The organism is Amycolatopsis minnesotensis, assembly GCF_039529815.1.
GTDB lineage: Bacteria > Actinomycetota > Actinomycetes > Mycobacteriales > Pseudonocardiaceae > Amycolatopsis > Amycolatopsis minnesotensis.
Genome location: NZ_BAAANN010000023.1, coordinates 22,645 through 37,179, shown reverse-complemented (window position 1 = coordinate 37,179; position 14,535 = coordinate 22,645). Strand labels below are relative to the sequence as shown.

Annotated in this window: 15 protein-coding genes; 2 read left to right on the top strand and 13 right to left on the bottom strand. The window is 68.7% G+C overall.

Annotation, left to right across the window (positions count from 1 at the left end; genetic code table 11):
* The first annotated feature begins 2 nt into the window (after nt 1–2).
* Nucleotides 3–1,280 (top strand): MFS transporter, encoded by a 1,278-nt coding sequence (locus ABD256_RS26695; protein WP_344424532.1) that lies wholly within the window; start codon nt 3–5, stop codon nt 1,278–1,280.
* Nucleotides 1,183–2,220, top strand: a complete 1,038-nt coding sequence (locus ABD256_RS26690) for an aldo/keto reductase (RefSeq protein ID WP_344424529.1) — start codon at nt 1,183–1,185, stop codon at nt 2,218–2,220. Before ABD256_RS26695 ends, ABD256_RS26690 begins: the two co-directional genes overlap by 98 nt.
* 126 nt (nt 2,221–2,346) lie before the next feature.
* On the opposite strand, the gene ABD256_RS26685 is transcribed toward ABD256_RS26690, so the two are convergent.
* From ABD256_RS26685 to prmC, 13 genes are all read right to left on the bottom strand, one after another.
* On the bottom strand, nt 2,347–2,781 hold the full coding sequence (locus ABD256_RS26685; RefSeq protein ID WP_344424526.1) for a DUF2550 domain-containing protein: 435 nt from the start codon (nt 2,779–2,781) through the stop codon (nt 2,347–2,349).
* A 24-nt stretch (nt 2,782–2,805) separates the two neighbouring features.
* Nucleotides 2,806–3,165, bottom strand: a complete 360-nt coding sequence (locus ABD256_RS26680; protein ID WP_344424865.1) for a F0F1 ATP synthase subunit epsilon — start codon at nt 3,163–3,165, stop codon at nt 2,806–2,808.
* 159 nt (nt 3,166–3,324) lie between these two features.
* Nucleotides 3,325–4,758, bottom strand: coding sequence for a F0F1 ATP synthase subunit beta (gene atpD / locus ABD256_RS26675; RefSeq protein ID WP_344424523.1), 1,434 nt, complete (start codon nt 4,756–4,758; stop codon nt 3,325–3,327).
* 33 nt (nt 4,759–4,791) lie between these two features.
* Entirely contained in the window at nt 4,792–5,736 is a 945-nt protein-coding gene (locus ABD256_RS26670) for a F0F1 ATP synthase subunit gamma (RefSeq protein ID WP_344424520.1), read from the bottom strand.
* A 13-nt stretch (nt 5,737–5,749) separates the two neighbouring features.
* Nucleotides 5,750–7,390: a F0F1 ATP synthase subunit alpha gene (gene atpA, locus ABD256_RS26665; protein ID WP_344424517.1), complete on the bottom strand. Its 1,641-nt coding sequence runs from the start codon at nt 7,388–7,390 to the stop codon at nt 5,750–5,752.
* Nucleotides 7,391–7,441: 51 nt separating this feature from the next.
* The gene (locus tag ABD256_RS26660) at nt 7,442–8,260 is read right to left on the bottom strand and encodes a F0F1 ATP synthase subunit delta (protein ID WP_344424514.1); all 819 of its coding nucleotides are present in this window, start codon (nt 8,258–8,260) and stop codon (nt 7,442–7,444) included.
* A 54-nt stretch (nt 8,261–8,314) separates the two neighbouring features.
* On the bottom strand, nt 8,315–8,857 hold the full coding sequence (locus ABD256_RS26655; protein WP_344424511.1) for a F0F1 ATP synthase subunit B: 543 nt from the start codon (nt 8,855–8,857) through the stop codon (nt 8,315–8,317).
* Nucleotides 8,858–8,883: 26 nt separating this feature from the next.
* Nucleotides 8,884–9,132 (bottom strand): ATP synthase subunit c family protein, encoded by a 249-nt coding sequence (locus ABD256_RS26650; protein WP_344424508.1) that lies wholly within the window; start codon nt 9,130–9,132, stop codon nt 8,884–8,886.
* Between the two features lie 95 nt (nt 9,133–9,227).
* Nucleotides 9,228–10,010, bottom strand: a complete 783-nt coding sequence (atpB, locus tag ABD256_RS26645) for a F0F1 ATP synthase subunit A (protein WP_344424505.1) — start codon at nt 10,008–10,010, stop codon at nt 9,228–9,230.
* A 254-nt stretch (nt 10,011–10,264) separates the two neighbouring features.
* On the bottom strand, nt 10,265–10,732 hold the full coding sequence (locus tag ABD256_RS26640) for a Cg1360 family ATP-synthase-associated protein (protein ID WP_344424502.1): 468 nt from the start codon (nt 10,730–10,732) through the stop codon (nt 10,265–10,267).
* A gap of 55 nt (nt 10,733–10,787) precedes the next feature.
* Nucleotides 10,788–11,942: a glycosyltransferase family 4 protein gene (locus ABD256_RS26635; RefSeq protein ID WP_344424499.1), complete on the bottom strand. Its 1,155-nt coding sequence runs from the start codon at nt 11,940–11,942 to the stop codon at nt 10,788–10,790.
* Nucleotides 11,943–12,019: 77 nt separating this feature from the next.
* On the bottom strand, nt 12,020–12,670 hold the full coding sequence (locus tag ABD256_RS26630) for an L-threonylcarbamoyladenylate synthase (RefSeq protein WP_344424496.1): 651 nt from the start codon (nt 12,668–12,670) through the stop codon (nt 12,020–12,022).
* Nucleotides 12,671–12,697: 27 nt separating this feature from the next.
* Nucleotides 12,698–13,561 carry a peptide chain release factor N(5)-glutamine methyltransferase gene (gene prmC, locus ABD256_RS26625; RefSeq protein WP_344424493.1) on the bottom strand — a complete coding sequence of 288 codons (864 nt, stop codon included), beginning with the start codon at nt 13,559–13,561 and terminating at the stop codon, nt 12,698–12,700.
* Nucleotides 13,562–14,535 lie beyond the last annotated feature (974 nt).

Sequence of the window (14,535 nt, the reverse complement as noted above, 5' to 3'; positions counted from 1 at the left end):
CCGTGGACGATCAGCCGGACACGATCGTCGTCATGACGGCGGCACGACTTCCCGGCGCGTTCTGGGTGCTGTTCGCGGGGCAGTTCGTGAACCGGATCGGCAACGTCGTCGTCGCGTTCCTGGCGTTCTACCTTGCCGCACGCGGACTTTCGGCAGCCGAAGGCGCCGTCGTCGTCGCGGTGTTCGGCACGGCGGGGGTGCTCAGCCAGCCGGTCGGCGGCGCGCTCGCGGACCGGTTCGGCGCCAGGGCCGCGCTCGTGCTCGGCATGCTGGGCACCGCGGGCTGCCTCGTGCTGCTCGGTTCCGCCACCTCACTCCCGTGGCTCATCGCGGGCGCGGCGTCGCTCGGCGTCGTCGGCGATCTGTACCGCCCGGCAAGCGCGGCACTGCTCGTCGCGATCGTCCCGCCGTCGGAACGGCTGCGCGCGTTCGGCCTGGTGTACTGGGCGGTCAACCTCGGCTTCCCGATCGCGGGCGCCGCGGGCGGGCTGCTGGCCTCCACCGGCTATTGGACCCTGTTCGTGCTGGACGCCGCGACCTGCGTGCTGTTCGCCGCCGTCATCGCGGTCGGCGTACCCGGTGGCGCGCGCCCGATCCGGCGCGGCGGCGGCTATCGCGCGGCGCTGCGCGACCGGTCGCTGCTGGCGCTGACCGCGATGACCTTCGGTTACGTCGCGGTGGTCAACCAGAGCACGGTCGGCGTCGCGTTCGCGGTCCGCGACGCCGGGCTCGGACCCGCGACCTACGCCTTCGTCGCGATCGTCAACGGGGCCGGAATCGTGGTGCTGCAACCGATGTGCGCCCGTGCGCTCCGGCGGTGGCCGCCGATGCGCGTACTGGCGTGCTCGATGCTGGTGATCGGCGGCGGCATGGCGCTCACCGGACTGGCCAGCACGCCTGCCGCGTTCGCGGTCACCGTGCTCGTGTGGACGCTCGGCGAAGCGGGCACCGGCGGGGTCACCGCGGCGCTCGCCGCCGATCTCGCGCCGGACGGGGCGCAGGGCCGCTACCAGGCCGTGCTCGGCTGGGGTGCCGGGATGGCGAAGCTGGCCGCCACCACGCTCGGTGGCGGGCTCTACGCCTTCGCCGGCGCTCCCGTCCTGTGGATCACCTGCCTTGCCGTCGGAATCGCGGGCTGCGCTTTCGCCCTGGCCATGTCCGAACGAATCGAAAGGCGCCGCCATGCGACTGAACCCGTTGGGCCGCACCGGAATCAAGGTGAGCAGGCTGTGCATCGGCACGATGATGTTCGGCCGGGACGGCAATCGCGATCACGATGACGCGATCGCGATCATCCGCGCCGCGCTCGACGCCGGGATCACCACCGTCGACACCGCGGACGCCTACTCGGCGGGCGAAACCGAGACCATCGTGGGCAAGGCCCTCCACGGGCGGCGCGACGACGTCGTGCTCGCGACGAAGGTCCACTTCCCGCTGGGCGACGACCCGAACCGCGGCGGCAATTCGCGGCGGTGGATCACGCGCGCGATCGAAGACAGCCTTCGGCGGCTGCGCACCGATCACGTCGACCTGTACCAGGTGCACCGCCCCGATCCGGCCACCGACATCGACGAAACGCTCGGCGCGCTCTCGGATCTGGTGCGGGCGGGGAAGGTGCGGGCGATCGGTACTTCGACGTTCGCCGCCGAGGAAATCGTCGAAGCGCAGTGGGTGGCCGAGGCTCGCGGGCGGGAGCGGTTCCGGTCGGAGCAGCCCGCGTACTCGCTGCTGGCACGAGGCGTCGAGGAATCCGTGCTGCCGACCTGTGCGCGGTACGGGATGGGCGTGCTCACGTGGGGACCGCTGGCCGGCGGGCTGCTCACCGGCCGCTACCGCCGCGACCGGCCGATCGACCTGACCGCGGGCCGCCCGAACCGCTACCCGCACCGGTTCGACCCCGCCATCGCGGCGAACGCGCGCAAACTGGACGCCGTCGAGTCCCTCCTCGCACTCGCCGCCGAAACGGGGATCTCCCCGGTACAGCTCGCGATCGGATTCGTGCTGGCACATCCCGCGGTCAGCACCGCGATCATCGGCCCACGCACGGCCTCGCACCTGGACACCCTGCTGGCCGCCGCGGATCTCGACCTCAGCGCCGAGGTGCTCGACCGCATCGACGAGATCGTGCCGCCCGGCACCACGTTCAACCGGCTCGACGCGGGCTCACCATTGCCGCCCTCACTCGCCGACCCCGCGTCGCGCCGGAGAACTCTCCGCTGACCGCCAGCCGTCCGGCTGGCTTAATCCCCGAAGGTCACCTTCGGGGAATCTGATGCCGCGAAGGCGCCCTTGCGGGCATGTGCCGGGGCAGCGCAGCACCATGCCACGCGCCGCGAAGAGCGAGAATCAGCTCGCGCGCGGAAGACGGCGGCCCGGCGGGGCGGATTCGAGCCAGGACAGGAAGCCGGTGAGCGCACCGGGACCCATGGCGATCTCGATGGCTTCCTGACTGTCCGACTCGCAGCGCAGCACGGTCGAGCCGGACGGGACGGCGTAGGACTCGGTGCCGATGGGGTCCCGGCGGTCCGCGATTTCCAGTGCGTGGCGTTCGAAGACCCGGTCCGGGCCGGAGCGCAGGCTCCACACGCGGTACCAGGCGAACGCGTCACCCTCGTAGCGGCCGATCCCGAGGTGCCAGCCGGCGCGGGCGCTGTCGGGGCGCCAGCGCAACGCGACGCTGACGCCGCCGTTCTTCCGCATCCGCACCCAGCGCAGCGAGTACCACACCGCCACGACGACGAGCACGACCAGGAGCCCCAGGACAACCACGGTGATCTCCACGGCCGGCTCCCGCTCGTCGCCGTACTAGGCCGACTGCCCGGCGGCGCGGAGGCGTGCGCTTGCTCTGGCCCGATCGGCCTCGTCGCCGGCCGCGGAAAGCTCGGAACGAGCCTGCTCGACGTCGATCTCGTCGGCCAGCTCCGCCGACTCGGCGAGGATGCTCACGCCGGTACCGGTGACGGACAGGAAGCCACCGTGCACGGCGGCCGTGAACGTGTCACCGTCCGTGGTGTCCACCTTGACCACGCCACCCTCGACAAGCTGACCGAGCACCGGTTCGTGACCGGCCATGATCCCGATCTCGCCCTCAGTGGTCTGGGCCACCACGAACGTGGCCTTGCCCGACCAGAGGCGCCGCTCGACGGCGACAAGCTCCACCGACATCTCAGCCACGTAGCTCTCCTTCACCTCGGGTCGCTCATCCCGAGTGTAATAGCTAATCGTTCAAGTAGGGGGAGACCGACAGATCCGGCCATCGGCCCCCGGTTACGACAGCGGGATCAGAATCCACAGTGGACACTGATCCCGCTGCCGAAACCCCGGTCACTTGCCGGTGATGTCCTTGTACTTCTTCTCGAGGTCTTCGAGGCCACCGATACCGAGGAACGCCTGCTCGGGGTAGTGGTCGAAGTCGCCCTTGGTGATCCGGTCGAACGACTCGATGGTCTCGGCCATCGGCACGGTCGAGCCGGGGATCTGGGTGAACGTCTCCGCGACCAGCATGTTCTGGGAGAGGAAGCGCTCGATGCGGCGCGCACGCTGCACGGTGAGCTTGTCCTCTTCCGAGAGCTCGTCCATACCGAGGATCGCGATGATGTCCTGCAGCTCCTTGTACTTCTGCAGGATCCGGATGACCTCGGAGGCGACCCGGTAGTGGTCCTCGCCGACGATCGCGGGGTCGAGGATCGTCGAGGTGGAGGCCAGCGGGTCCACCGCCGGGAAGATGCCCTTCTGGAACACCGACCGGGAAAGCTCGGTGGTGGCGTCCAGGTGCGCGAACGTGGTCGCGGGCGCCGGGTCGGTGTAGTCGTCCGCCGGCACGTAGATCGCCTGCATCGAGGTGATCGAACGGCCCTTGGTCGAGGTGATCCGCTCCTGCAGCTCACCCATCTCGTCGGCCAGCGTCGGCTGGTAGCCCACGGCCGAAGGCATGCGGCCCAGCAGGGTCGACACCTCGGAACCGGCCTGGGTGAACCGGAAGATGTTGTCGATGAACAGCAGCACGTCCTGGTTCTGGACGTCGCGGAAGTACTCCGCCATAGTCAGCGCGGACAGCGCGACCCGCATACGGGTGCCGGGCGGCTCGTCCATCTGACCGAAGACGAGCGCGGTGTCGTTGATGACGCCGTCCTCGCTCATCTCCAGGAACAGGTCGGTGCCCTCACGGGTGCGCTCGCCGACGCCGGCGAACACCGAGGTGCCACCGAAGTTCTTGGCGACACGGGTGATCATCTCCTTGATGAGCACCGTCTTGCCGACACCGGCACCGCCGAACAGGCCGATCTTGCCACCCTGCACGTACGGGGTGAGCAGGTCGATCACCTTGAGGCCGGTCTCCAGCATCGTGGTGCGGCCTTCGAGCTGGTCGAACGCCGGGGGCTTGCGGTGGATGCCCCAGCGCTCGAGGTCCGCGCCGTAGCCCGGCTCGTCGAGGCAGTCGCCGAGCGCGTTGTAGACGTGGCCCTTGACCTTGTCGCCGACCGGGACCGAGATCGGGCCGCCGGTGTCGGTGACCTCGGCGCCGCGGACGAGACCGTCCTGCGGGGCCAGCGAAACGGTCCTGACCAGGTTGTCACCGAGGTGCTGGGCGACCTCGAGGGTCACCGTCTTGCGCAGCTCCGCGAAGTCGATCTCGACCTTGAGCGCGTTGAACAGCGGGGGGACGGCGCCACGGGGGAACTCGACGTCGACGACCGGACCGGTCACCGAGACGATCCGGCCCTTGAGGGCGGTGGGGGTTTCTTGTGTGGCAGTCATCGCTCAGTCATCTCTCCTGTATTTGAAAACGACCTAGTCGTTTCCACCCGCAGCGGCGAGCGCATCCGCCCCACCGACGATTTCGCTGATCTCCTGGGTCACCTGCGCCTGACGCGCCTGGTTCGCGAGCCTGGTCAACTCGTTGACCAGATCGTTCGCGTTGTCCGAAGCCGCCTTCATGGCCGTACGGCGCGCGGCCAGCTCGGACGCCGCCGATTCCAGCAACGCCGCGAAGATCCGCGTGTTGATGTACTTCGGCAGCAACGCGGCCAGCAGGCGGTCCGCGCTCGGCTCGAACTCGTACGACGGCGCGATACCGGCGGGCTTGTCGTCGCCCTCTTCCGCGTACTCGACCTCGAGCGGAGCGATCCGCTTCGCGATCGGGACCTGCGTCAGCATCGACTTGAACTCGGTGTAGACGATGTGCAGTTCGTCCACCCCGAGCACGCCGTCGGCGCCGGGGCCGTTGCCGTCCTCGTCGTCCACGCCGGAGAGGAACGAGCCGACCAGCGTCTCGCCCACCTTCGCCGCGTCGTCGTAGCGCGGGCCCTGGGAGAACCCGGTCCAGCGGTCCGCGGTGTCACGGCCGCGGAACTGGTAGTAGTTCACGCCCTTGTCGCCGATCACGTAGACCAGCGGCTCCTTGCCCTGCTCGCGCAGCAGCGAAAGCAGCTCCTCGGTGGCACGCAGCACGTTCGCGTTGTAGCCACCGCAGAGGCCCTTGTCGCTCGTCACGACCAGCACCGCGGCGCGCTTCGGGTTCTCCCGCTCGGTGAGCAGCGGGTGATCGAGGCTGGACGCCGCGTCGGCCAACGCCGAGAGCACCTTGGTGATCTCTTCGGCGTACGGCCTCGAAGCCTCCATGCGGGCCTGCGCCTTGCCGATGCGCGAGGTCGCGATGAGCTCATAGGCCTTGGTGATCTTGCCGATCGACTTGGTCGCCCTGACCCGTTCGCGTAGCTCTCGAAGTTGTGCCATCCCTGGTACCCGGTTACTTCTTCGGTGCGGGCTTGTTGACCTTCACGGTCTCCTGCCCGACCTTGTCGGCGTCCATCGCGTCGGCGTCCACGCCGCCGAGGGTCTTGCCCTCGGAGGTGGTGAAGCCCTTCTTGAACTCGGTGGTGGCGGCCACGGCCTGCTCGGCGAGCTCGTCGGTCCACTTCTTCTCGTCGCGGATCTTGGCGAGGATCTCGTCGTGCTTGTGCCGGATGTTGTCGATCAGCTCGTGGTTGAACCGGGCGACGTCCTCGATCGGCACGTCGTCGAAGTGGCCCTTCGTCCCGAGGAACACGGTGACGACCTGCTGCTCGACCGGGATCGGCGAGTTCTGCGGCTGCTTGAGCAGCTCGTACAGGCGGGCACCGCGGTCGAGCTGCGCCTTCGAGGCCGCGTCGAGGTCGGACGCGAACGCCGCGAACGACTTGAGCTCCTCGTACTGCGACAGGTCGATCCGCAGCGAACCGGAAACCGTCTTCATCGCCTTGATCTGCGCGTCACCGCCGACTCGGGAGACCGAGGTGGTGACGTCGACCGCGGGGCGCTGACCCGAGTTGAACAGGTCCGACTGGAAGAAGCACTGGCCGTCGGTGATCGAGATGACGTTCGTCGGGATGTAGGCCGAGATGTCGTTGGCCTTCGTCTCGATGATCGGCAGCCCGGTCATCGAGCCCGCGCCCAGCTCGTCGTTCAGCTTGGCGCACCGCTCGAGGAGGCGCGAGTGCAAGTAGAAGACGTCGCCGGGGAACGCCTCGCGGCCCGGCGGGCGGCGCAGCAGCAGCGAGATCGCGCGGTAGGCCTCGGCCTGCTTGGTGAGGTCGTCGAACACGATGAGGACGTGCTTGCCCTCGTACATCCAGTGCTGGCCGAGCGCGGCACCGGTGAACGGCGCCAGCCACTTGAAGCCCGCGGAGTCCGAGGCGGGGGCCGCGACGATGGTGGTGTACTCCAGCGCGCCCGCGTCCTCGAGGGTCTTGCGGACGTTCGCGATCGTCGAGCCCTTCTGGCCGATCGCGACGTAGATGCAGCGCACCTGCTGCTTCGGGTCGCCGGTCTCCCAGTTGCGCTTCTGGTTGATGATCGTGTCGACGCAGACCGTGGTCTTACCGGTCTTGCGGTCGCCGATGATCAGCTGGCGCTGGCCGCGGCCGATCGGGGTCTGCGCGTCGATCGAGGTGATGCCGGTCTGCAGCGGCTCCGACACCGGCTGGCGCTGGACGACCGAGGCCGCCTGCAGCTCGAGCGCGCGGCGCTCGGTGGACTCGATGTCGCCGAGTCCGTCGATCGCCTTGCCGAGCGGGTCGATGGTGCGGCCGAGGAAGTTCTCGCCGACCGGGATCGAAAGGATCTGGCCGGTCCGCTTGACCTCCTGACCCTCCGCGATCTTCTCGAAGTTACCGAGGATGACCACACCCATCTGGCGGGGCTCCAGGTTCTGGGCCACGCCCAGCACCCCGCCGGGGAACTCCAGCAGCTCGTTCGCCATGGTCGAGGGCAGGCCCTCGACGTGGGCGACGCCGTCACTGGTGTCCACCACCGTGCCGACCTCTTCCCGGCTCACGTCCGGGGCATAACTGGAGACGTAGTTCTCGATCGCGCTCCGGATCTCATCCGAGGAGATCGTCAGCTCCGCCATTTCGTTCCCGCTCTCGCTTCGTTCTTGCCAGTGTCAAAAGTTTCGGGGTGTTCAGGCCAGTTGCCTGCGCAGCGCTTCGATCCGGCCTGCCGCGCTGCCGTCCATGACCTCGTCGCCGACCCTGACGATGAGCCCACCGCCGAGCTTGGGGTCGACCTCGATGCGCAACGAGATCTGCTTGCCGTAGATCGCGGCCAGCTTCTCGGCGAGCTGCGCCTGCTGCTCGCCGGACAGCTCGCTGGCCGTGGTCACATACGCGACCGCGCGCTCCCGCCGCTGGGCCGCCAGCTGCACGAGCTGGTCGAGGCCGTTCGCGACGCTGCGCCCGCGGTTGCGGAGGATCGCCTGTTCGGCGAGCTTCTCGGTGACCACGTCCACCTTGTCGGAGAACAGGTTCCGCACCAGCGCGCGCTTGGCTTCGGCGGGTGCCGTCTGCTCGGACAGCGCCCGTTCGAGCGCGGGCTCGCCGGCCACGATCCTGGCGACCCGGAACAGCTCGTCCTCGACGGTGTCGAGGTTGCCGGTCTTCTCCGCACTGGTCAGCAGCGCGGAGCGGCCGAGCGACTCGATCCCGTCGAGCAGTTCGCGGGGGCTGGACCACCGGCTGGACACCGCGGTTTCGAGCACCTTCAGCGACGGCGCGGAGAGCTTGCTCTCCAGCAGCGCCCTGACCAGGTTCTTCCGCGATTCCGGCGCCGACGAGGGGTCGGCGACCGCGCGGCGGAAGCCGATCTCGCCGGTCAGCAGGTCGACGACCGACAGCAGCTCCTCGCCGACGGTCGCCGGGTCGGTGCCCGCGTCGCCGAGAACCTCGCCGAGCGTGTTCTCGGCGAGGCCGAGCGCTTCACGGCTCGCAGCATGCAGCGTCATTTCAGTCCTATCTCCAACCCGCGGTCGTCGAACGCGTGATCATCTCCGGCGGCCTTACTTACCCGACCCGTTGGAACCGAGCTCGGCGAGGAACCGGTCGACCGTGCCGCGCTTGCGGGCTTCGTCCTGGAGCGACTCGCCGACGATGCGGCTGGCCAGCTCCACCGAGTTGCGGCCGATCTCCGACCTCAGCTCGGCGACGATCTGCGCCCGCTGAGCCTGCAGCTGGGCCTCGCCCTGCGCCACGATGCGCTTCGACTCTTCCTGAGCCTCGGCGCGCAGCTCTTCCTTGATCTGCTCGGCTTCGAGCCGGGCGTCGTCACGGATCTTGGCGGCCTCGGACCGGGCTTCGGCCAGTTGCGCCTTGTACTTCTCGAGCGCTTCTTCGGCCTCGGCCTGAGCCTTCTCGGCCCGCTCGATGCCGCCTTCGATCTTCTCGGCCCGCTCCGCGTACATCTTCTCGAAGCGCGGTGCCACGAACTTCCAGATGATGAACAGCAGCACGAGGAACGAGATGAGCCCGATGATGAGTTCCGGGACATCCGGAAGGACCGGGTTCTTCGCTTCCGCGGCCAGGTTCACTGAGGCGTTCACCATGACGTCTCCCTAGGTGAGGCGTCAGCTCAGGACGCGATGAAGTAGAGCACGAAGCCCAGCAGCGCGAGCACCTCGGTGAAGATGAAGGTCGAGAAGCCGAGGTTGGTCAGCTTGCCCTGCGCCTCGGGCTGGCGGGCGGTGCCGTTGATGACGGCGGCGAAGACGAGACCCACACCGATACCGGGGCCGATCGCGGCGAGGCCGTAGCCGATGGCGGCGAGACCGCTGTCGCTGACGGTCTTCGCGGCTTCCTGGGCCAAAACAATGCTGCTCACTTGCGTTTCCTTCCAACTCGGTCCGCAACTACGCGGATCGGGGGCTTTGGTTTATCCGTGTCTCCCGGCGGGAGAGGTCCTGCCGCTATTTTCGGTTAGTGCTCGCTCGCCACCGCGGCGCCGATGAATCCGGCGGCGAGGAGGGCGAAGATGTAGGCCTGCAGAATCTGGATGAACACTTCCAGCAGCGACATCGCGATCGCGATCACGAACGCGAGGACCGAGGTGCCCTTCAGGCCCCAGTTGGCCTGCTCCAGCAGGAAGTGGCCGCCGATGGTGAAGACCGCGATGATCAGGTGACCGGCCAGCATCGCGGCGAACACTCGGATGGCCAGCGTCAGCGGGTTCAGCACGAACTTCTGGAAGAACTCGATGATGATCAGCAGCGGCAGTACCCAGGTCGGGATGTTCGGCAGCACGAGCTGGTGCTTGATGTAGCCGAAGAAACCGTGCCTGCGAATACCCGCGATGTGGTAGACCGGGTAGACCACGAGCACCGAGAGGGCGATCGGGAAGCCGATGTGCGCCATCGTGGGGTACTGGATGAACGGGATCATCCCGAACAGGTTGTTCACCAGCACGAAGGTGAAGATGGTCAGGATCAGCGGAATGTACGGCCGGAAGTTCTCGGAGCCGATCTGCTGGCGCGCGATGCTGTTGCGCCCGAAGTCGTATGCCGACTCGGCCAGGAACTGCGACTTCGACGGCACGACCTTGAGGTTCCGCGAAGCCAGCAGGAAGTAAGCCGCAATGATGATCATCGCCAGGACGACCAGCAGCATCGGCTTGGTCACCGGGCCGAAGATCTCTGGCAGGTCGAGGTCCTGGGGGCCTGGGGGGATGAACTCGCCGCCCGAGGCTGATACCAGCGCGCCCAACGGGGCTCCTTCCGGTTCTCCCGGCCGGCGTTCACTCCGCCGGGGGAATCGTCACGATCTGGACTTAACGTACCCGATACGTTTCGGGTACTCGGAGGCGGCTGCCCCTCCAGTAACGTGGCCCGGAAGCGGGAACGACGATATGGCTGATCGCCACGCTGCTACCCGGAGTTCGTCAACTGGGAGTGCGACCATGGCCGCCCCCGCGAAACGGACCATATCAGCCGGGCGGAGGACGCCGTACAGGCGTACTCCTAAAGCGAGCTGTTGGGGATGACGGTGGGGGTCTTCGTGGTCATGAACGCCCTGCCCTCCACCGTCGCGGCCACCACGACGCAGGCGGCGAAGGTCAGCCCGAGGCTGTAGCGGTCGATCACCGTGACGCCCTTGAGCGCGAACATCAGACCGAAGAGGACGATCAGCTTGAGCGCGTAGCCGCCCATGACGGCCGCCATCGCGAACTGGGGCGACTGGTTCGCGCTGTACCGCATGATGGTCAGCGTCAGCAGCGACGACCCGAGTGCCAGCACCCCGCCGAGCACGGCGCCGACCAGGCCGTTGGTGCCCTTCACGATCGTCGCGATCACCACCGCGACGACGGTCACGATCGGCAGCGCGATCAGGGTCGCCTTCTTCATCGCGGCCTGCAGCTTCAGCACGGACGCGGCGTGCGGGTTCTCCGGCTCGCCGGTCTGAGCCTGCTCGGTCTGGGCGTCACTCACTGCACTGCTCCCTGGTCGCGAAGGCCCCAGTCTAGACCTCGGCTTCGGCCGTCCCCTACGGTGCCCTGTTCCGCGACCTCATGCGCGGGATGACGGTCACCAGCACGGCCAGCAGCAGCCCGGCGATCACGAGCCAGAACACCAGCGCGGTGTCGAACAGGGTCACCGACACGGCGCCGAAGGCCAGCAGCGCCGCGAACAGGTAAGCCAGCAGCACGGCACGGCGCTGGGAGTGCGCGATCTCGAGCAGCCGGTGGTGCAGGTGCATCTTGTCCGCGGCGAACGGGCTCTCCCCGCGCCGGGTGCGCCGGACGACCGCCATCAGCAGGTCGAGCAGGGGCAGGAAGAGCACCGCGGCCACCACGAACAGCGGCGAGAGCAGCGCCAGGGTGTCCGACGGCCCGAACTGGGTGTAGTTGATCTTGCCGGACGCCGAGGTGCTGGCCGCGGCGAGCATCAGCCCGATCATCATCGAGCCGGAGTCGCCCATGAAGATCTTCGCGGGCTGGAAGTTGTGCGGCAGGAACCCGAGACAGGCCCCCGCGAGCGTCGACGCGATCAGCGCCGGCGGGTAGCTGCCGACGTCGCCGCCGGACGAGGCCAGGATGCCGAGCGAGAACGCGCAGGTGGCGGCCGCCGCGATGAAGCCGAGCCCGCTCGCGAGCCCGTCGAGGCCGTCGACGAAGTTCATCGCGTTGACCATCACGACCACCAGCAGCACGGCGAGCAGCCCGCCCTGGTTGCGGTCGAGCACGAGCACCGAGCCGAGGATGTCGCCGTCGCCGCCCCACGGGACCCAGAAGCTGTTCCACTGCACGCCGAAGATGACCAGGATGCCGGCGCACATCACCTGGCCCGCGAGCTTGGTCCAGGCGTCGAGCTCGAACCGGTCGTCGAGCGCGCCGATGAGCACGATGACGCCGCCGCCGAGCAGCACGCCGACGGGGTCGAGCGAGTACTCGAAGGCGCGGCGCAGCACCGGGAGCTGGTGCGCGAGCGCCATGCCGCCGCACACGCCGAAGTACATCGCGAGCCCGCCCATGCGGGGGATCGGGATGACGTGCACGTCGCGCGCACGCGGGTTGGCGATCGCGCCGACCCTGGTGGCGAAGCGGCGGACCAGTCCGGTCAGCAGGAAGGTCAGTGTCGCCGAGATGAGGGCGACGAGGACGTACTCCCGGATCGGGAGACCGGCGTTCAGGGTGGGCACGGCCGCGTCAGTCCTCCGGGTTCCGTTGCACGGGCGGCGTCACGCTACCGCGCCCGTCGTGAGGTTTCGGTGGTACCTCACGCCGGGTCCGCGATCGGCACACCGAGCACTTCGGACACTTGTTCGCGTGACACCGCGCCCTCGCGCAGCAGCAGCGGTTCGGTGCCGGTGAGGTCGACGATCGAGGACGGGACGGGCTCGCCAGACGGGCCGCCGTCGAGGTACACCGCGACGGAGTCGCCGAGCTGCTCGCGCGCTTCCTCGACGTTCGACGCCGGCGGGCGGCCGGAGACGTTCGCGCTGGAGACGGCCATCGGGCCGACGTCGCGCAGCAGTTCGAGCGCCACCGGGTGCAGCGGCATCCGCAGCATCACCGTGCCGCGCGTGCTGCCGAGGTCCCAGTTCAGGCTCGGCGCGTGCGGCACCACGATGGAGAGGTCACCGGGCCAGAACGCCTCGACGAGCGCGCGCGCCTGCGGCGGCACGCCGAGCACCAGACCGTCCACTGTGGACCACGAGCCGACCAGCACGCCGACCGGGAGGTCGGGGCCGCGGTTCTTGGCGCGCAGGAGCGACTGCACCGCGCCCGCGTCGAAGGCGTCCGCGCCGATGCCGTAGACGGTGTCGGTCGGCAGCACCACCAGCCTGCTCGACCGGACCGCGCCCGCCGCCGCCGCGAGCCCGTCCGCCCTGCTGTCGTGTCGTCCGCAGTCGTACACCGCACTCATAGCGCGGAACTCTAGTCCCGCGCGCCGTCAGCCCCTGCGGGCGGTGACGAATCGGGGACGGCCGGCGAGGTCCTGGTGCGCCTCCACCGAGGAAAGCACCCGGCGAGCGGACAGCAGCGTCGGCACCGCGGTGCCGTGCGTGTCGTCGTGCTCGATCGCGAGCCCGCCGCCCGGCCGCAGCAGCCGCGCGGACAGCGCGATCGCGTGCCGGATCACCGCGAGCCCGCCTTCCTGGGCGAAGACCGCGTGCGCGGGGTCGTGCTGGGACACCTCCGGCGGCACCGCGGTGCCGGGCGGGACGTACGGCGGGTTGCACAGCACCAGGTCGACCAGGCCGTCCAGCTCGGCGAAGATCGTGGGATCGCCGATGTCGCCGGAGTAGAGCCGGATCGGGGTGTCCCCCGCCGCGACGCGGGCGTCGGCGTTGTGCCGCGCCCAGGCGAGCGCCTGGCTGTCGATGTCCACGGCGTACACCACGGCGTCCGCCTTCGCGTGCGCCACCGCGAGCGCGAGGGCGCCCGAACCGGTGCACAGGTCGACGACGACCGGGTACTCGCGACCGCGCAGCAGCTTGAGGCCCCATTCGAGGAGCAGTTCCGTCTCCGGGCGCGGCACGAAGACGCCGGGGCCGACGTCGAGCGTGATGCCGCCCATCGCCGCCCATCCGGTGAGGTGCTGCAGCGGCACCCGCTTGGCGCGCTGCGCGACGAGCTGGCCGATCGCGTCGACGACGGGCGAGTCCACCAGCGGCACGAGCGGCAGGCGCCCGCGTTCGACCCCGAGGACGTGCGCGGCGATGAGCTCCGCGTCGGTGCGCGGGGAGGACACGCCTGCGTCGTCGAGAATCCTGGTCGCCTCCATGATCGCCAGGCGCAGCGGTTGTCGCTTCACGGGTCAAGACTGGCACATGCCGGGCACGTACCCCGTGCCTGCTGGAGCGTGTCGTCCGGTTCGGGGGCCGCACCCCTGGCAGACGGTCACCCGCGTGTCGGCCTTCACATCGGTGTCAGGCCTCCGGCACCGGTCGGACTCCGCGCGCCATCTCGCCGCTGGGGTGGTCGGATGTTCACCGGAACGGGGATCGGCCATGCCGAACTCCAGAGCCGCCAGGAAGCGCGGTGAGGATCCGGTTCGCCCCGCCGGACGGATCATCCACAGTGGATCAACAGGTCCCGGCACGACTCGTTCGCGCGCGCCGAGCAAGTGACCACAATGGACAGATTGCCCGGTGGCCGCGTGATGCCGGGAGCCTTCCCCTGCCGACGAATGGCGGAGATCCGGCCCGGCTCCAGCCGAATTCGCCGGGTACGCTGCCGAACTGTCCACAAGCGACATATCGGCCGGGACGGGGTCGCTCACATGCCCCGAAGGTGACCTTCGGGGCCGTGGGCGCCGCGGATTCGGTCCTCATGAGCCTTCTCTGCTCCGGTGCTCATTCCCTGAAGGGGCCTTTGGGGGAATCTGCCGCCACAATCCCGCCCCTCACGACACGCGGCATGGTGCTGCTGATGCCCTCAAGGACCCCTTCACGGCACCAGATTCCCCCAAGGACCCCTTCAGGGCAGACACTCCGAGAACACAGCGGACCCACAACGGTCACATCCACGGCAGCCACGCCCGTAAAGGCCCCTTTCGGGACACCAACGCGGACACAGGCAAGAAACACAAGCAGCGAAATCCCAGCCCATACCCCCAAGGACACCTTCAGGCAATCTCACGCCACAATCCCACCCCTCACGACACGCGACATCGCGACGCCGATGCCCCCAAGGACCCCTTCACGGCACCAGATTCCCCCAAGGACCCCTTCAGGGCAGACACTCCGAGAACACAGCGGACCCACAACGGTCACATCCACGGCAGCC